Raw genomic sequence first — 17,622 nt, forward strand, 5'->3', positions numbered from 1 at the left:
CCGGGAGTAACACCAAGGGCTCATGGACCCGGGTGCCAAGGGATGAAGCCCTTGGTCGTCGGCCGTCTAGTCGTCACCCGTCTTATCATCACCCGCCAGGGCCCGCAGCCGCGCCAGCTCGGCGGCGGCCAGGGGAATACCTTCCTCCAGGGATTTGGCTCGGGTGCGATAGCGCCGGTCCCCGGGCATGCGCTCCAAGCCCACGGCCTGCATCTGCCGCACCAGCTCGCCGCTGCGCTGGGCAAAATGCCCGCCGCCCAGATGGCTGGGGTCGATGACGATCAGCAGTTGCCCGGTCCAGGGCGTTTGCGCCCCGGGGTGTTGCGACCAGTCGAACTCGAAGGAGAAATTGCCGCCAGTCAGCGCCGCCGCCAGCAGCTCCACCATCATCGACAGCGCCGAGCCCTTGTGCCCGCCAAAGGGCAGCAAGGCGCCGCCGTCGAGAATCGCCGCCGGGTCGCAGGTGGGCTGGCCGTCGCGGTCCACGCCCATGCCCGGCGGCAACTGCTGGCCCTGGCGCTTGGCGATCTGCACATCGCCATGAGCAATAGCGCTGGTGGCCAGGTCGAAAACGATCGGCTCGGCGCCCTCGCGGGGTGCGGCAAAGGCAATCGGGTTGGTGCCGAACAGCGGGCGCTGGGCGCCGTGGGGCACCACGCAGGTCATGCTATTGACCAGGCTCAGGGCCACCAGGCCTTCCTCGGCGAAGGGCTCGACATCCGGCCAGAGGGCGGCGAAGTGGTGGGAATTGCGAATCGCCAGCACCGCGATCCCGGCGCTACGGGCCTTGCTCAGCAGCAGCGCGCGGGCCGCCGCCAGGGCCGGCTGGGCAAAGCCGCCGCCGGCATCCACCGCCACCACGCCGGGGGCCACGTCCTCCACTTGCGGCAGCGCCTGCCCATTGACCCAGCCACTGGCCAGGGACGACAGGTAGCCCGGAATGCGGAACACCCCGTGGCTGTGAGAGCCGTCACGCTGGGCCCTGGCGCAGTTGTCGGCCAGCACCCGGGCCGTGGTGGCGCTGGTGCCGTGACGCAGGAAGATACGTTGCAGCAAGTCGGTCAAGGCAGGCAGGTCGAGGTACTCGACGGCGGCCGGCGCCAGGGTCGCTTCGGACATGGGTGGCTCCATTGGAATTGTTATTGGAAGGCGCCTGACTATCGCGTCACGCCAGTTAACTGTCAAATATTGACTTCATGACAGAAAACATTCATTTTCCGTTTCCAGCGGTCAATAAAAACAAGGAGCGGCCATGAGCCAGCCCATCAAACAACGCCTTGAAAGCAGCCTGTCCAGCGCCACCGCGTCGGGCCGGGCGATTGCCAGCTACATGCTGGCCAATCTCTACGAGCTGCCCTTCCAGACCGCCGCCGACATCGCCGAAAAACTCGGTGTCAGCGAATCCAGCGTCGGCCGCTTCTGCCGCGCCATCGGCTACAGCCATTTCAAGGATCTGAAAAACGACCTGAAGAACGACCTCGGCGAAGGCCCGTGGCTGGTGGGCGACCGCCTGCAGGAATTTCGCCAGCAGCCCAACCCGACGACCCAGGGCTTGCCCCGCAGCTTCGAGCTGGAAGTGGCGGCGCTGGTCAAGGTCTATGAATACAGCCTGACCCCGGCCTGGCAGACCGTGGTCCAGCGCCTGGCCAGCCGGCGCCGGGTGTACGTGGCAGGGTTCCAGACCGAGCGCGGCATCGCCGCCTCCATGGTCCACCTGCTGCAATACCTGCGCGACGGCGTGCACCTGGTGGACGGCGCCGCCGGGCATTTCGCCGACGTGCTGCTCAGCCCCGCCGAAGACTGCGCCCTGGTGGTGTTCGAGGCCCGGCGCTATTCGCGCCACGCCCTGACCCTGTGCCACAAGGCCCGCGAGGCCGGGATTCCGGTGACCCTGGTCACCGACACCTTCTGCGACTGGGCCGAGCAGAACGCCGACGAGGTGTTCCGCGTGCCCACCGAGTTCAACCTGTTCTGGGAATCCACCGCGGCCATGCTGTCGCTGGTGCACCTGCTGATCAACGAGGTGTGCAAGCACCTGGGGCCCGAGGTGGAAAAACGCCTGGAAGCCACGGCCGCCCTGCATAACGAATTTGTTGGCTACACATCGTCCACCCGCGCAAAACAATAAATAACCGAGGTGCTCCATGAACCACGTCGTCCGCTTCGCCAGTGCCTGCGCCCTGATCTTCGCCGCCTCCGCGGCCCAGGCCGAAACCCTGAAGATCGCCACCGAAGGCGCCTACCCGCCCTTCAACTACGTGGACTCCAACAACCAGTTGCACGGCTTTGACGTGGACATCGCCAACGCCCTGTGCGAACGCATGAAGGTCCAGTGCACCATCGTCGCCCAGGACTGGGAAGGCATCATCCCGGCGCTGCTGGCGAAGAAATACGATGCCGTGGTGGCCTCGATGATCGCCACCGACGAGCGCAAGAAAAAGATCGCCTTCAGCAACCACTACTACCGCACCCCACTGTCGGTGGCCGTGGCCAAGGACTCGGACATCACCGATGCCCAGACCAACTTCAAGGGCCGCACCGTGGGCGCCCAGGCCTCCTCGACCCAGGCCATCTACGCCGAGGACCACTACGGCCCGGCCGGCGCCGACGTGAAGTTCTACCCGACCCTGGACGAAGCCAACAGCGACCTGGCCGCCGGCCGCGTGGACGGGGTGATCGCCGACAAATTCCCGCTGCTGGCCTGGGCTGAAAGCGCCGGCAAGGACTGCTGCAAGATCATCGGCGACGTCAACGGCACCACCGCCGACGCCTCGATCGCCGTGCGCAAGGAAGACAACGCCCTGCGCGAGCGCCTGAACCAGGCCCTGGACGAGATCGTCGCCGACGGCACCTACAAGAAGATCTCCAGCCGCTACTTCGCCTTCGACATCTACTGACCGCTCGCCTTTGCCGCAGCCCACGCCCCGCGTTCCCTTGAGCGCGGCGGCGCCCTGCACGGTTCAATCTTCCAGAGGGTTCGCGCATGTTCGAACAGCTGTCACTCCTGTCCTTCGCCAGCGGCGGCTGGGGCTCGGCCTTGCTCGCCGGGGCCCTGGTGACCATCGCCCTGGCGCTCGCCTGCGTGCCCATCGGCCTGCCCCTGGGCCTGCTGGTGGCCCTGGCCGCGCGCTCGAAAAACCGCTGGGCGCGGGCCTGGGCCACGACCTTTTCCACGGTGTTTCGCGGCCTGCCGGAGCTCTTGACCCTGCTGATCATCTACTACGGCTGCCAGATTGCCGCGCAGAAGATCCTCGGCGCCCTGGGCTACCCGGGTGAAGTGGCGATCAACACCTTCGTCGCCGCGATGATCGCCTTCAGCCTGGTGTTCGCCGCCTTCTCCAGCGAGATCTGGCTGGCCGCGTTCAAGACCCTGCCCAAGGGCCAGTACGAAGCCGCCAGCGCCCTGAGCCTGTCGCGGCGCACCACCTTCAACCGGGTGCTGCTGCCGCAACTGACCCGCATCGCCCTGCCGGGGCTTTCCAACAACTGGCTGTCGCTGCTCAAGGACACCTCCCTGGTGTCGACCATCTCCCTGGTGGACCTGATGCGCCAGACCAACCTCGCGGTCAGCGTGACCAAGGAACCCATGCTGTTCTACAGCGTGGCCTGCCTGGGCTACCTGTTTTTCTCGGCGCTGTCCGGGCACCTGTTCGGCTTTCTTGAACGGCGCTTCAACCGTGCGCAACGGAGCCTGCAACCATGAGCCTGGATGACCTGCTGAACCTGTTCCTCAACCAGGAGCTGCTGGAGCGCTACGGCCCGCGCTTTATCGACGGCCTGCTGGTGACCGCCAAGCTGGTGGCGATTTCCTTCAGCCTGGGCGCGGTGCTCGGCCTGCTGATCGCCCTCGGGCGGCTGTCCAGCAATCAGTTCCTGCGGCGTTTTACCGGGGCCTACGTGTACTTCTTTCGCGGCTCGCCGCTGCTGGCCCAGCTGTTCATGCTGTATTACGGCCTGGGCTCGTTCAAAGGCTTCTGGCAGGACGTGGGCCTGTGGTGGTTCTTTCGCGAGGCGTGGTTCTGCACCCTGCTGGCCTTCACCTTGAACACCGCCGCCTACCAGGCGGAGATCCTGCGCGGCAGCCTGCTGGCCGTGGCCCAAGGGCAGCGCGAAGCCTGCAAGGCCCTGAGCCTGTCGCGCTGGACCGCGTTTCGCAAAGTGATACTGCCGCAGTCGCTGCTGATCGCCATCGGGCCGCTGGGCAACGAGCTGATCCTGATGATCAAGGCCAGCGCCATCGCCTCCCTGGTCACCCTCTACGACCTGATGGGGGTGACCAAGCTGGCCTTCTCCCGCAGCTTCGATTTCCAGATCTACCTGTGGGCCGCGGTGCTCTACCTGCTGATCGTCGAAGGTGTGCGGCGCAGCCTCAAATACCTGGAAGGCCGCCTGGGCCGGCACCTGAACTGAACCCTTGAGCGGGCCGCCGCGCGGCCCCTGTCATAAGGACTGAAACATGCATTGCCAAACCCTCGTCCTGGGCGCCGGAATCGTCGGCGTCAGCAGCGCCCTGCACCTGCAGGCCCGCGGCCGCCACGTGGTGCTGCTGGACCGCCAGCCCCCGGGCAACGGCACCAGCCACGGCAACGCCGGGCTGATCGAACGCGCCAGCGTGATTCCCTACGCCTTCCCCCGGGAAGTGACCAAGCTGGTGCGCTACGGCCTCAACCAGCAATCGGACGTGCGCTACAGCCTGCGCCACCTGCCCAAGGCCGGCCCCTGGCTGTTGCAATACTGGCGCCACTCCTCGCCCAAGGGCCTGGCCGCCGCGACCCGCGCCATGCTGCCGCTGATCGAACGCTGCGTCACCGAACACCTGGCCCTGGCCCGCCCGGCCAACATGCTGGAGCTGATCGCCGACGGCGGCTGGATCGAAGCCTTCAACGACCCACAGGCCTTCGAAACCGCGCAAAGCGCCGCCGCCGACCTGCGCGACTACCAGCTCAACTACCGGGTCCTGGACCGTGCTGAACTGCTGGCCCTGGAACCCGGCCTGCACCCAGACGTGGTGGGCGGCCTGCACTGGCTCGACCCCAAGACCGTCAGCGACCCCGGCGGCCTGACCCGTGGCTATGCCGAACTGTTCAAGCAGCGCGGCGGCCAATTCGTCATCGGCGACGCCATGACCCTGAACCAGGTCGAAGGCGGCTGGCAGGTACAGAGCGAACTCGGCCCCATCACCGCCCAGGAAGTGGTGGTGGCGCTGGGCCCGCAAGCCAGCGGCATCTTCGAGCCCCTGGGCTACCGCATTCCCCTGGCGATCAAGCGCGGCTACCACATGCACTACGCCGCCGTGCCCGGCACCCGCTTGCAACACCCGATCCTCGACCCGGTGGGCGGCTACGTCCTGGCGCCGATGGTGGGTGGCATCCGCCTGACCACCGGCATCGAATTCGCCGACTGCGATGACCCGATCAACGAAATCCAACTGCGCCGCTGCGAAGCCCTGGCCCGCCGCTTCTACCCCCTGGGCGAACGCCTCGACGCCGAACCCTGGCTGGGCCGCCGCCCGTGCCTGCCGGACATGTGCCCGGTGATCGGCCCGGCCCCGCACCACCCCGGCCTGTGGTTCAACTTCGGCCACGCCCACCACGGCCTGACCCTGGGCCCGGTGAGCGGCCACCTGCTGGCGCAGATGGTCACCGGTGAAACCCCGTTTACCGACCCCACCCCCTACCGCGCCGAGCGCTTCAACTGACCGACGGAGAACCGCCATGCTGACCCAGACCGCCCCGCTTTCCGCCGCACCCACGACCGAAGCCAAAGCCAAAGCCGACCTGCGCGACGTGGTGATCGATATTGCCGGGCTGAACAAGTTCTACGGCGCCTTTCATGTACTGCACGACATCGACCTCAAAGTGCGCCAGGGCGAACGTATCGTCCTCTGCGGACCTTCCGGCTCCGGCAAATCGACCCTGATCCGCTGCATCAACCGCCTGGAGATTGCCGAAAGGGGCCGCATCCTGGTGGACCGTACCGACCTCTCGCAAAACACCCGCGAAGCGGCGCAGGTACGCAGCCAAGTGGGCATGGTGTTTCAGCACTTCAACCTGTTTCCGCACATGAGCGTACTGGATAACTGCACCCTGGCACCGATGACAGTGCGCGGGTTGTCGCGGAAAAAGGCTGAAGAACTGGCGCGGGGGTTTCTGGCCAAGGTGGGGATTGAGAATCAGGCGGATAAGTACCCGAGCCAGCTTTCAGGTGGGCAGCAACAGCGCGTGGCGATTGCCCGGGCGTTGTGTATGGAGCCGAAGATCATGTTGTTTGATGAACCGACCTCGGCGCTGGACCCGGAGATGGTGAGTGAGGTGTTGGATGTGATGGTGAAGCTGGCCGGGAGTGGGATGACCATGCTTTGTGTGACCCATGAGATGGGGTTTGCGCGGCAGGTGGCGGAGCGGGTGTTGTTTTTGGATGGGGGGCGCATTGTTGAAGACTCGCCGCCTGAAGAGTTCTTCGGGGCGCCAAAGAGCCCGAGGGCTAAGGCGTTTCTTGCGCAGATTGTGCATTGAGATTGGGGGCATATCCGTTGCTGCGGTAACGGCCACTTATGGTTTCGCTCTTACAGCGAGTCACTTTGAAAAGCCCAAAGTAACCAAAGGCTCCTGCCCCTCCACTCGGTGCCCCTCCACTCGGTGCCTCGCCTAGGCTCGGCATGCCCTCTCTCCGGCCATCGTGTCTAAGGGGGCAGGCAGATCAAAAGCCAGAGCAAGAGCAAAAGCAGACGGCGGCCTACCGACCGGCCTGTTTTATTGCTGTTTGCGTTACATGTAGCCGCTGCCGAAGGCTGCGAACGACCGCGAAGCGGGCGCAGCGATCTCAAGGGAGGCTATCTATACAATTCGAACTTCGAGTGACACTCCGCGTTATCCCTCCCAGGAGTCCTGGTACCTACCAGCACAAAAAGAAGGTCCTGCACCGCACTACCTGGAGCAGCCCCTCAGTCGTCACCCATCACCAAGAATGAGCAAAGGAGCAAATCGATAGACCGAAAATATTGCGTGCTGCAATGATCACAGCCAACAGCAAACGGCCATTAACAAGCATTCGTGACGGGCAGTTATCGGCCAGAAGCCGACATCTGAAAAGCATCGGTGTGCGCGGCTAGAGTTGGCGCTCCAGCGCGGCGCCTCGGGGTAGGAGACGCCATGCACTGTCCAGATTGCCAGCGTCTTTCAGAGGCGGTACAGACTGCCGAAGTCAGCGCCATTCATAGGCGTGCTGTGCGAGCCGGTCATCGGCAAACCCTGGGACCATCCTGCCGCCAAGGCCTGCACGTCACGCAAGGGATCGGACGCCTTGGCGCGTTCATTGCGAATGCGGCAGGTTTCAGGATCAGTGGCAAACAGACCACGAGCGAAGACTCGACCCTGCTCGGCCAGCTTGGCTGTCTTGGGCCCGCGGATCTTCGCGAAGCGCAGCAAGGCTTCATCAAGGCCGCTCGTTCCTTCCAGGCATCTAGCAAGGTGCCAAGCGTCTTCCAGCGCCTGACAAGCGCCCTGGCCCGATGTCGGCAACGGCGCGTGCGCCGCATCTCCCACCAGCAGCACATTAGCCCGGCTCCATGTGTGCAGCGCCTCCAAATCGTGCACGGCAATCATTCGGATGGCGTGCGCCGGCGTCGCCTGGATGACACGGGCGATAGGCTCCGGCCATCCCGCGAACAGATCCTCAATCTCCTTGCGCATCTCGGCTGCGGGCGTCGCCCCTGACAATGGTCGCGCCTGCGCCGCTGCCCAGTAGACCAACTCTGGCCGGACCGCCACGCAACCGAAGCGATTGCCCGCCCCCCAGTAATCCTGAATTGCTACATCGCCCAGCAACGCACTCTCCCCTTGCGCCACACCTATCCAGTTCACAAATCCCTGATAAACCGGCGTGTTGTCCCCCGCAACGAACTCGCGTGCCACCGACCCCATACGGCCATCGGCGCCGATAAGCAGATCTGGACAGATACTCACCCCGTTCTCGAAGCGCGCCACCGCTTTGCCGTTGGCCTCCAGATCAATCCCCACCGCCCGATGCCCGAACTCCACCGGGATTCCGGCCTGTGCCGCATGGTTCAGCAGCACTGCCTGCAAGTCCCTCCGCAAAATGGTATGAGTCGGATATCCCATTGTCTGGTCCAGCAGCGCGATATCGATGCCCCCCAACGAATTGCCCGCAGCGTCCTGGCGGCGCACTACCAGCGGCCGACCACCCGCTGCCGCGATGTCTTGGAGGAGGCCCAGTTCCTCCAGCACAAAGCCTGCGTTGGGCCAGAGCGTCACGCCTGCCCCCATGGTCGCTGGCCCCGCTCGGCGCTCATATACCCGGGGAGTGTGTCCCTGCTTGCGCAAGGCAAGCGCCACGCTCAACCCCGCAATTCCGCCGCCAAGTATTCCGATTTCCACGCTGGCTCTCCTATTCAATCCGTCCCGACGCGCCATCGGCGACAGCCCATCGGACGAGACGGCATCTTAGATTCCGTCAATGTGGAGAACCATTATGTAAAAATGGGCAACTTTAATACCTTAATCGGGATAATCATGCGCAATGCCCTCGACCTGAACACCGTCCGTGTATACGTGACGGTCGTCGATGCACAAAGCTTTGCAGGCGCGGCGCGCCTACTGTCCCTGCCATCCTCTAACGTCAGCCGCCACGTCGCCTCGTTGGAACGCAGATTGGGCGTCCGCTTGCTGGAGCGCAGTACTCGCCACCTGCGCATGACTGAAGCCGGCAGACTTCTCTATGAACGTGCAAAACCTTTGCTCGAGTCCTTGCTCTCCACTGAGGAAGAACTTGGCGCGGTGCAACGTGAACTGCGGGGGCCCCTGAGGATGTGCATGCCAGGCGAAGCGCCAAGGCTGCTAGCCCCAATCCTGGCCGAATTCTGTAGCCTCCATCCCGGCATCGAGCTGGAGTGCGACACGCGCCTGACCGGTATAGAAGCGCTCCGGGAAGACGTGGACCTCTCCATCCTCTTCCATCGTGGGCGCCAGGATGACAGCACCATTATCACCCGCGAACTCGCGACGCTCCCCAGCATTGTGGTCGCGGCCCCCGCTCTGTTAGCCAAAACGGGAACCCCGCGCCAAGTGCGCGAACTAGAGTCCTTGCCGTGCATTACTACACTGAGCGCATTGAAGGGCCAGCCCTGGCAGTTTCTCGACGCCACAGGCGAAATCGTGAAGGTATCTGTGCGTAGCCGCTATCGTGTCAACAGCGGAGAACTTGCGTTGGCGGGCGCGCGGCAAGGTATCGGTTTCGCGATAGTGGCAGCCTATCCATGCCAGGAAGACCTTGCCGCGGGCCGATTGCGGGAAGTGTCGCTGGACCTGCGCCCTGCACCGATGCAATTGCTTGGCGCGTACAGCCACCGGCATTCCGTGACTGCACGGGTTCGCGCGTTGCTGGAGTTTATACAACTGCGGTTGGAACGAGTTGGGAGCGGCTCAAGATAAAAGTCGAACTGAGGGCAGCGTCCGAATAGCCGAGGTCCTGCCCCGGGTCGTTTTCTGCCGTTCCTGTATGACTGCAATTGGCTGATAGCTGCCCCTGAGGAAGGGCTGCAAACGGCCATGAGCGGACAGCGCTTACCTAGAGCTTTGCACGGTAAAAATACTCTAGTAGCCTGCCGAACAAACTTCGCTCCTGGCCCTCAACATATGCTCCCTTCCGACATCGAAGAATGGCTCCAATCTAACTCTTCCTCTGGCTATAGAGCACATTTGCTAGCTCACCAAGCTGACGTCTCGTTTTACGTCACCAAGTTGGAAATCGAGGGTACTGAGCTAGCCGATCTTTATTTTCGTCACGGCGCAATGCCTGTTCGGGGATGGTATGAGTTGATCGAAATAGATCAGGTTGAGCAGATGACTACCTATGCGATCAACGAGCTTGGAGTACCAGTTGGTTATCTGGCTCTTACCGGAGTAGTGGGGCAAGGCATCGTGCTCTACCATCGCTCATCCCAAGCTGTGTTTGATGTAGAGTTCGGTCAGTTCGACCTTCTTCTAAAGGGCGAATTAGCACCTATCGCAACTACCTTTAGTGGCTTCCTCCGGTGGTGTCGTGACCGCGATCAGGACGACTAAAGCAATGGGGAGCGGAATTAGTTTTTCGTCCGCTTCTGGCCGATAGCTTCTCTCATACACGCCTGAAAAAACAGAACGCGATTTACCTTACCGCAGCCATTGCTGCCGCTAGACACACCCACTCAAACATCCCCTCCAATCCACCGTTGCTGGTCCCCATTCCCCGCCCCTATAGTTCCCCCTCGCAGCAACATCCGCGACGACCTTGGCCGGTCGAATTACAACGCAGCATCAGCGTCCACAACACCTTTGCAGTCGCCTTTCCGGTGCCCGCGACAGGATGTTATGACGGCTGTGCGCGGTGATTCTCCGGTCGTCATAGGCGCGTACAGCGGTCATTTTCTTCGTCGTCGGCAACTCAGGTGATTGCTCCATAAACAGGAGCTGTACCGATGATTGACCAGCCACTCTCGCGCTTTACCGCCGTCGACACCCACGACGCCAACCAAGCCGTTTTCTACCTCGACACCCAAGCCTCTCTGAGCGATCTGGCCAGCAGTGCTGCCCATCGTTTCACTGTGGTGCGGGATCTGATGGACACGCTGTCCACGCTTAACCTGAAAGACATTGCCGACTGCGACCTGACGCGGGTCACCCGAGGGGTGCATCTGCTCACCCGGGAGGGTTGCGCGGTGCTGGAGGTGATTCAGTGGCGAACAGCGCAAGAGGCCTGAAGGCCATTGAACTCAACCAGCGCGTAAAACGCGCATGGCTTTGCTTTGGCTTTTGATTTTCCTGGCTATTCAGGAAGCCGAGCGCAGGCGTCAGCAAGGGCTGATGTATGGCTTATGGGCCAATTCGCCGGCAAGCCGGCTCCTACGAAAGCGCGTAAAACGCGCTCGGTTTTGCTTTGGCTTTTGATCTTGCTCTTGATCTTGATCTTCCTGCCCCCTCCAGAAGGCCGAACGCAGGCGTTGCGCAGGGGGCAGCTCGGCATGGATGCCGAGCTAGCCGCCACCAGGCCATGGATGGCCTGTGGCGGCGGGCCCCCGGAGCAATGCCGGAGTGAGGGAACGCCGAGCCTAGGCGAGGCGCCGGATGCGGGGGCAGGAGCGTTTTGCTTACTTTTGCGCTGTTCAAAAGTGAGTCGCTGTAAGAGCGAAACCCTAAGCGGCCGTGACCGCAGCAACGGATATGTCCACAAAACCGTATGCAGCCAGGTGAAAAGCATCGGCAGGTTTGGCGAGGACTGCGTCCTCGTGCGCAGCCTCGCTGCGCTCGACAGCGGCTACAGGTTTCGACGGTCAGGGCCATCAGGAAACTGGCTGGACTGATCTAGCCCTTCAGCCTTCATCTATTGAGGAGATCCCCATGCACTATCCCATCTGCATCGAATGGGGCGACGAACACACCGCCACCGGCATCCAGATTCCCGACATTCCCGGCGCCGTCACCGCCGGCGAAACCTTCGAAACCGCCTACAGTGCCGCCATCGAGATTGCCCACGTCATGCTAAAAGAGCTGGCCCGTGCGGGGCACGCCATTCCCCTGCCCTCTCCCATCCGCAAGCACCGCGCCAACCCCGATTTCGAGGGCATGGGCTGGGGCATGCTGGATATCGATATCGCGCCTTACCTGGGCAAGACCGAGAAGGTCAACGTGACCCTGCCGGGTTATGTCATCCAGCAGATCGACCGCTTTGTCCGCGAGCACAACATCAAGAGCCGGTCGTCCTTCCTGGCCGATGCCGCGCTGGAAAAGCTCGGGCGCTGAAAGCGGCTGCAGAGGGCTGGCCGAGCGGAGTGAGGCCGGTTGGGGTTGCTGCGCAACCCAGCGGGAGCAAGCTCCCTCGCCACAGGGGGTGTGGCCTGCCAAATGGTGGGGGCTGACAGAGGGAAGACTCCAGCCTCAGCGGCCGTAGCTCCCTTTCATGCAATGACCCGAGCCAACCGCACCGCCACACTCACCGCCTGCTCCGCACTGACCACATTGGTGAACCCCATCACCAACCCCTGCCTACCCCCGTCCCCCAGATACCACTGCGACAGCGGCTCAACCGCAATCCCCACCTCCCGAGCCCGCCGCGCAATCTGCACATCGTCCCCCTCCCCCAGCCCAGCCACCACATGCATGCCCCCTGCCTGCGGATCAATCTGCAACCGCCCACCCACCTGCTGGTGCAACGCCTCCACCAGCCACTGCCGCCGACGCGCATACAGGCCACGCATTTTGTTCAGGTGCCGGGCAAAGTGCCCCTCGTTGAGAAAGGCCGCGACCGTTGCCTGCTGCAGGTGCGGGCAGTGGTTGTGCAAACGATCCGCCTGGCGGGCGAACGCTGCGGTCTGTTCGGCGGGCACCACCAGGTAGGCCAGGCGCAGCCCTGGAAACAGGACTTTGCTGAAGGTACCGGTGTAGAGCACGCGGCCCTGCTGGTCGAGGCTCTTGAGGGCCGGCAAGGGCTTGCCCTGGTAGCGATATTCGCTGTCGTAGTCGTCCTCGATGATCCAGCTGCCTTGGCGGTTGGCCCAGTCCAGCAGGGCCAGGCGCCGCGGCAAGGACAGCGACACCCCCAGCGGGCTCTGGTGGGTCGGGGTGACCACGGCGAAACCGGCCTCCGGGGCGCGGGCGATGCCTTGCGCCACGTCCAGGCCCTGATCGTCCACGGGCACCGGCACCAGTTGCGCGCCAGCTTCCAGCAGCGCGTTCCTGGCCATGAAGTAACCGGGCTCTTCCAGCCAGCAGGTGGCGCCCGGGCCCATCAGCGTGTGGCTGATCAGGTCGAGGCAGGCGCGGTAGCCGGCGCAGACGAAAATCTGTTCCGGGTGGCAGTTGATGCCCCGGGAAATCCCCAGGTAGGTGGCAATGGCCGCCCGCAACGGGGCGTAGCCGCGCGCGTCCGTGCGGATTTCGGTGAACGTGACCGAGCGTTTCGCTAATACGTGACCGGTGCTTCCACCCCGGTTGCGCGGGTTCTGGATTGTAATCGCATCGGTCACGATGCGGCTTGTTCCTCGGCTTTTTTTCGGCGCAGCGACTCGCCTTTCATCGTCAGTCGGTAGGCGTTGTGCACCAGGCGGTCGAGGATGGCATCGGCCAGGGTCGGGTCGTTGATCCAGCCGTGCCAGTGCTCGATGGGCAGTTGGCTCGTCAGGATGGTGGAGCGGCTGCCAGCGCGGTCGTCGATCACCTCCAGCAGGTCATGCCGGGCTCCTTCCTCCAGCGGGGCTAGCGCCCAGTCGTCCAGCACCAGGACGTCGACCTTTGCCAGCTGTTGCAGGGTACGGCCGAAGCTGCCGTCGCCATGAGCGATGCGCAGTTGTTCCAGCAGGCGCGGGGTGCGCAGGTACAGGGTGCTATAGCCCTGGCGGCAGGCCTGGTTGCCCAGGGCGCAGGCCAGCCAGGTTTTGCCGGCACCGGTCGGGCCGGTCAGCAGCAGGTTGTGCTGCTGGCGGATCCAGTCGCCACTGGCCAGGGTGGCGATCAGACGCTCGTCCAGGGCGCGTCCGGTGCGGCGGTCGAGATCTTCCAGGCAGGCGTTGGCGTACTTGAGCTTGGCCTTCTTGCGCAGCCGTACCAGGCGCTGGTTGTCACGCCAGGCCAGTTCGCGGTCGAGCAGTAGGCCGAGGCGTTCATCGAAGCTCAGGCTGTGGCTGGCCGGCAGCGTCCATTGCTCTTCCAGGGCGCGGGCCATGCCGTCCAGGCGTAGCTGGTGCAGTTGATTCAGGGTGTGTTGCGGCATCATCGAACAGCTCCTGTTGCGGGGGTTGGTAGTAGTCGGCGCCACGGACGTTCTCGTGGTCGCCGGGTAAGGTCGTTTCGGCGGCACGCTGGGGCAGCGGCTGTTGATCCAGGCCTTGCTGGAGCAGGTTGCGCACGCTGCGCCCGGTGAAGGCGCGCAGGTGTACGGCACGTTCGGCAGCGGCTTCCAGGCGTGCATTGCCATAGCGCCGGGCCAGCGAGAGCAGGCCGAGGCAGGCGCGGTAGCCCATCTCCGGGTGCGGCTTGTGGGTCAGTTGGTGATCGATCAGTTGGCGCGTGTAGGGGCCGATCCGCGCGCCCCAGTCGAGCAGGCGTTGTGGCGTCCATTCGCGATGCGCCTGGTGCGCCGCGGGCATGTGCTCGCGCTGGGTACTGTAAGCGCCGCGTCGCCCCAGCAGCAGGTGGCTGGCCACCCGCCGGTTGCCATGCAGCACTTCCAGGGTGTGTGCCGTCAGTCGCACGTCCACGTTCTGCCGGGCCAGGGCGGAGGGCACGCTGTAGAAGCTGCCATTGACCTCGATGTGGTAGTCGATGCTGACCTTGCAGCGCTTGAAGGTGGCGACCTCGTAGGGATGCACCGGCAGCGCTCGCAAGGCCGGGCGATCCAGGCGCTCGAACCAGTCGCGCCGGCAGCCATCGAGCCGCTTGAACGGGCGCCGATTCAGATCCTCCAGCAGCTCGGCGATGGCCTGGTTAAGCGCATGCAGGCTGAAGAACTGCCGATGGCGCAGCCGCGCCATGATCCAGCGCTCGACCACCTGCACCGCCACCTCGGCCTTGGCCTTGTCCTGAGGCTTGCGTGGCCGTGCCGGCAGGATCACCGTCTGGTAATGACGCGCGCACTCCAGCGTGGCCCGGTTCAGGCCCGGCTCGTAGCGATCCGGCTGGGCGACCAGGGCGCGCGGATTGTCCGGCACAACCATTTCCGGCACGCCGCCAAAGTAGGTCAGAGCCTGGCCCAGCGAGGTCAGCCAGTCCACCTGGGTTTCGCCTGGCGTCGCGCAGGCATAGGTGTAATTCGAGGCGCCCAGGGCGGCGACGAAGATGTGCGCCCGGCGCACTTCGCCGGTGGCCGGGTCGACCACCGGCAGCGTCGGCCCGGCATAGTCGATGAATAGCTTCTCGCCCGCACGGTGCAGCTGACGCATCGAACGTTTGAGCGTCTGGGCGTAGCGCCGGTAGTGCTCGACGAACTGGGTGTAGCGGTAGGTCGGCTGGCCCGCATGCGCGGCGAGATATTCCTCCCACAGCAGCTGCAAGGTCACGCCCTTGCGTCGCAACTCGCGGTGGATGCTCAGCACATCGGGCAGCACTCGCTCACCGCGCGGCTTGTTCGTCGACGTCGGTGCAAACAAGGCGGCCGCCAGCGCGGCCTCGTCCATGGCCACCAGCGCCGGCCAGTCCAGCCCGGCCACCCGCGCCGCCGCGATGTACTTGCTAACCACGCCCTTGGACAGCTGCAAGGCACGGGCAATCTTCTCGTGGGACAAGCCGGCCTCAAACTTGAGGCGCAGACATTCTTTGATGTTTCGCATGGCTACTCGCGGCGCCGCCATCTTCCTCTCCCGAAATCGGTCGAGGATGGCGGCGCATCAGGTCATGCGCAACGAAGGGGAAGGCTTTCGCTAAGTCGTGACCGGCGATTTCGGTAAGCCGTGACCACCTGTTTCGGAACAGGCGGAAAATCGGTCACGTTGCTACCGAAATGAGCGGTCACGCGTTAGCGAAATGACCGGTCACGATCAACCGAAACGGCCGGTCACGGTGCTCCGAAATCCGCACGTCCGGGTAGACCAGGCCTTCGACGCCCGCCTGGCGCAGTTGCCGGCCCGCCAGGCGGGTCCAGAGTTTGCGCGGAAAGGCGTCCAGCGCTGGCAGGCCCATTTGCAGGGCCAGGGGCGAGGTGCCGGCATGGGTCGCTTGGTGGGTCGCGGGAGCCGCTGGGGGGCGCTGCGTGGGTGCGCCAACCGATGCCAGTTGCGGGGTGACAATGGTCCCGGCGGCGCCGCGAGCAGTCAGGTAGCCCTCGCCTATCAGCAGCTGGTAGGCCGCTTCCACGGTGCCCCGCGCCAGGTTGAGTTCCGCCGCCAGGGCGCGCACCGCCGGCACGCGATCCCCCGGGCGCAGGCGGCCATCGGCGATGGACTCGCGAAACCTCTGGTAAAGCTGGCGATAGATCGGCGCCGTCTGGCTGCGGTCCACTTCGAAAGGAAACATCATGGCCTAGTCATTTATGCATTTTTTGGCCCTGTAGCTTAAGCCATCGGCCTTCTACAGTGGGCCATCTCTTTTTAGCGGATGACGGACATGCCCTACACCCTTCAACACCTCGACAGCGAAGCGGCCCTGGCGGCCAGTTTCGACTTAATGCGGGTCTTGCGCCCGCACCTCGGCAGCCCGGCGGCCTATGTCGCCCAAGTGGCCCGGCAAACCGAGCAGGGCTACCGCTTGCTCGCCGCGTGGGACACAGAGCGCATCGTCGGCCTGGCGGGTTACCGCGAGCTGGAAAACCTGCTCTACGGGCGCTTCATCTATGTCGATGACCTGGTGGTGAGCCCGGAGCTTCAGCGCAGCGGCTTGGGTGCGCGGCTGTTGAGCGCGGTGCGGGATGAGGCCGTGCAGCGTCAATGCGAGCACCTGGTGCTGGATACCGGCCTGCATATGCCCCTGGCCCAGCGCTTCTATTTCCGCCAGGGGCTGCTGGCCCGGGGCATGCATTTCACTCAGCGACTTCAGGGTGGGGAGCCGGCATGAACAATCTGCTGCTGATCAACGCCAGCCCCCGTGGGCAGGTTTCCCATGGCAACCAGTTGGCACTGGAGCTGGTGAGCGCCCTGCGCCAACGCCATCCGCAGCTGGAGCTGGTCGAGCGCGATCTGGGGGCCAATCCGTTGCCGCCACTGGGCATGGACTACGCCCACGCCCTGACCACCCCAACGCCCTTCGATGCGCCGCTGTTCGAGGTGTCCGAAGGGCTGATCCGTGAGCTGGAGCGCTGCGATGCCCTGCTGATTGCCACGCCCATGCACAACTTCACCCTGCCGGCCGCGCTCAAGCTGTGGATCGACTACGTGCTGCGCATTCACCGCACCTTCAGCTCCGGCCCGGAGGGCAAGGTCGGCCTGCTGAAAGACCGTCCGGTGCAGGTGCTGGTCAGTTCCGGCGGCTTTCACCAGGGCCCGCGGGCACGCCAACCGGACTTTCTCACGCCTTACCTGCGCCAGGTGCTGAACACCCTCGGCCTGTTCGACCTGCAGTTCACGTATCTGCAGGGCCTGGTGTTCGGTGACGAAGCGCTGCGCGCAACCCTCGACGAGGCCCGCAGCGCACTGTCCTTGCAGCCACTGTTCACCCCTCTTGTTTGTGCCTGATCACTTTTTTCCCTATCGGAGTTTCACCATGAGCCAACTCAGACTGCCCTTTGCCACTTTGTCGCCGGCCGCCTATCAAGGCCTGCTCGCCACCAACAGCGCCCTGGTCGCCAGCCCCCTGGGCTTGCCCCTGGTGGAGCTGGTGTTTTTGCGCGTGTCGCAGATCAACGGCTGCTCGTTCTGCCTGGGCAAACACTCGCAGACCCTGCGTGAATCTGGAGTCGCCCAAAACAAGCTGGATTGCCTCGCCGGCTGGCGCGTCAGCGAACTGTTCAGCGAACGCGAGCGCGCGGCCCTGGCCTGGACCGAAACCCTCACCTACGTCCACGACAAGGGCGCGCCGGACGAGCTCTACGAACCACTGAAAGCGCACTTTAGCGATGTCGAGATTTCCGACCTGACCTTGGCCGTGTCCTTGATGAATGCCTTTAACCGGCTGGCGGTGGGCATGAAGCTCTGAGAGCGAGGTC

17 protein-coding genes and 2 pseudogenes are annotated in these 17,622 nt (G+C 64.0%); 13 read left to right on the forward strand and 6 right to left on the reverse strand.

Going from position 1 to position 17,622, the window contains the following annotated elements; all coding sequences use genetic code 11:
* Positions 1-66: 66 nt before the first annotated feature.
* Positions 67-1,119 carry an Ldh family oxidoreductase gene (locus tag BLV47_RS18875; RefSeq protein ID WP_092316076.1) on the reverse strand — a complete coding sequence of 351 codons (1,053 nt, stop codon included), beginning with the start codon at positions 1,117-1,119 and terminating at the stop codon, positions 67-69.
* Positions 1,120-1,252: 133 nt separating this feature from the next.
* On the opposite strand from BLV47_RS18875, the gene BLV47_RS18880 reads away from it, so the two are divergent.
* The 6 genes from BLV47_RS18880 to BLV47_RS18905 all read left to right on the forward strand — a co-directional run bounded on the left by BLV47_RS18880 (position 1,253) and on the right by BLV47_RS18905 (position 6,515).
* Positions 1,253-2,128 (forward strand): MurR/RpiR family transcriptional regulator, encoded by an 876-nt coding sequence (locus BLV47_RS18880; protein WP_092316078.1) that lies wholly within the window; start codon positions 1,253-1,255, stop codon positions 2,126-2,128.
* Positions 2,129-2,144: 16 nt separating this feature from the next.
* Positions 2,145-2,897, forward strand: coding sequence for a transporter substrate-binding domain-containing protein (locus BLV47_RS18885; RefSeq protein WP_092316080.1), 753 nt, complete (start codon positions 2,145-2,147; stop codon positions 2,895-2,897).
* An 86-nt stretch (positions 2,898-2,983) separates the two neighbouring features.
* Positions 2,984-3,703 carry an ABC transporter permease gene (locus BLV47_RS18890; protein WP_092316082.1) on the forward strand — a complete coding sequence of 240 codons (720 nt, stop codon included), beginning with the start codon at positions 2,984-2,986 and terminating at the stop codon, positions 3,701-3,703.
* The gene (locus tag BLV47_RS18895; RefSeq protein WP_092316084.1) at positions 3,700-4,410 is read left to right on the forward strand and encodes an ABC transporter permease; all 711 of its coding nucleotides are present in this window, start codon (positions 3,700-3,702) and stop codon (positions 4,408-4,410) included. The genes BLV47_RS18890 and BLV47_RS18895 overlap by 4 nt, the downstream gene beginning before the upstream one ends.
* A 46-nt stretch (positions 4,411-4,456) precedes the next feature.
* Positions 4,457-5,698: an NAD(P)/FAD-dependent oxidoreductase gene (locus BLV47_RS18900; protein WP_092316086.1), complete on the forward strand. Its 1,242-nt coding sequence runs from the start codon at positions 4,457-4,459 to the stop codon at positions 5,696-5,698.
* 16 nt (positions 5,699-5,714) lie between these two features.
* Positions 5,715-6,515 carry an amino acid ABC transporter ATP-binding protein gene (locus BLV47_RS18905; RefSeq protein ID WP_425272162.1) on the forward strand — a complete coding sequence of 267 codons (801 nt, stop codon included), beginning with the start codon at positions 5,715-5,717 and terminating at the stop codon, positions 6,513-6,515.
* Positions 6,516-7,178: 663 nt separating this feature from the next.
* Here BLV47_RS18905 and BLV47_RS18910 read toward each other — a convergent pair.
* Positions 7,179-8,396, reverse strand: a complete 1,218-nt coding sequence (locus BLV47_RS18910) for an FAD-dependent monooxygenase (RefSeq protein ID WP_092316088.1) — start codon at positions 8,394-8,396, stop codon at positions 7,179-7,181.
* A 102-nt stretch (positions 8,397-8,498) separates the two neighbouring features.
* On the opposite strand from BLV47_RS18910, the gene BLV47_RS18915 reads away from it, so the two are divergent.
* The 4 genes from BLV47_RS18915 (at position 8,499) to BLV47_RS18935 (ending at position 11,795) form a co-directional block, all read left to right on the forward strand.
* Entirely contained in the window at positions 8,499-9,449 is a 951-nt protein-coding gene (locus BLV47_RS18915; RefSeq protein WP_244168909.1) for a LysR family transcriptional regulator, read from the forward strand.
* Between the two features lie 117 nt (positions 9,450-9,566).
* On the forward strand, positions 9,567-10,082 hold the full coding sequence (locus BLV47_RS18920) for a hypothetical protein (protein ID WP_143038288.1): 516 nt from the start codon (positions 9,567-9,569) through the stop codon (positions 10,080-10,082).
* 392 nt (positions 10,083-10,474) lie between these two features.
* Entirely contained in the window at positions 10,475-10,756 is a 282-nt protein-coding gene (locus BLV47_RS18925) for a hypothetical protein (RefSeq protein ID WP_092316092.1), read from the forward strand.
* Positions 10,757-11,393: 637 nt separating this feature from the next.
* Positions 11,394-11,795, forward strand: coding sequence for a type II toxin-antitoxin system HicB family antitoxin (locus tag BLV47_RS18935; protein WP_092316094.1), 402 nt, complete (start codon positions 11,394-11,396; stop codon positions 11,793-11,795).
* 155 nt (positions 11,796-11,950) lie between these two features.
* Here the strand turns inward: BLV47_RS18935 and pdxR are convergent.
* The 4 genes and pseudogenes from pdxR to BLV47_RS18955 all read right to left on the reverse strand — a co-directional run.
* Positions 11,951-12,919: pseudogene (gene pdxR, locus BLV47_RS18940) on the reverse strand (MocR-like pyridoxine biosynthesis transcription factor PdxR); the annotation flags it as partial.
* A gap of 95 nt (positions 12,920-13,014) precedes the next feature.
* Positions 13,015-13,764 carry an IS21-like element IS1474 family helper ATPase IstB gene (gene istB / locus BLV47_RS18945; RefSeq protein WP_062838242.1) on the reverse strand — a complete coding sequence of 250 codons (750 nt, stop codon included), beginning with the start codon at positions 13,762-13,764 and terminating at the stop codon, positions 13,015-13,017.
* Entirely contained in the window at positions 13,652-15,337 is a 1,686-nt protein-coding gene (gene istA / locus BLV47_RS18950; protein WP_062838241.1) for an IS21 family transposase, read from the reverse strand. The genes istB and istA overlap by 113 nt, the downstream gene beginning before the upstream one ends.
* A gap of 220 nt (positions 15,338-15,557) precedes the next feature.
* Positions 15,558-16,001, reverse strand: a pseudogene (locus tag BLV47_RS18955) (GntR family transcriptional regulator); the annotation flags it as partial.
* An 87-nt stretch (positions 16,002-16,088) separates the two neighbouring features.
* On the opposite strand from BLV47_RS18955, the gene BLV47_RS18960 reads away from it, so the two are divergent.
* From BLV47_RS18960 to BLV47_RS18970, 3 genes are read left to right on the forward strand one after another with little or no spacing between them, the layout of a single operon-like run.
* On the forward strand, positions 16,089-16,535 hold the full coding sequence (locus tag BLV47_RS18960) for a GNAT family N-acetyltransferase (protein WP_092316096.1): 447 nt from the start codon (positions 16,089-16,091) through the stop codon (positions 16,533-16,535).
* Entirely contained in the window at positions 16,532-17,152 is a 621-nt protein-coding gene (locus BLV47_RS18965; protein WP_092316098.1) for an FMN-dependent NADH-azoreductase, read from the forward strand. Before BLV47_RS18960 ends, BLV47_RS18965 begins: the two co-directional genes overlap by 4 nt.
* A 28-nt stretch (positions 17,153-17,180) precedes the next feature.
* Positions 17,181-17,612 carry a carboxymuconolactone decarboxylase family protein gene (locus tag BLV47_RS18970; RefSeq protein ID WP_092316100.1) on the forward strand — a complete coding sequence of 144 codons (432 nt, stop codon included), beginning with the start codon at positions 17,181-17,183 and terminating at the stop codon, positions 17,610-17,612.
* Positions 17,613-17,622 lie beyond the last annotated feature (10 nt).

It is taken from the genome of Pseudomonas saponiphila (assembly GCF_900105185.1).
GTDB classification, from domain to species: Bacteria; Pseudomonadota; Gammaproteobacteria; order Pseudomonadales; family Pseudomonadaceae; genus Aquipseudomonas; species Aquipseudomonas saponiphila.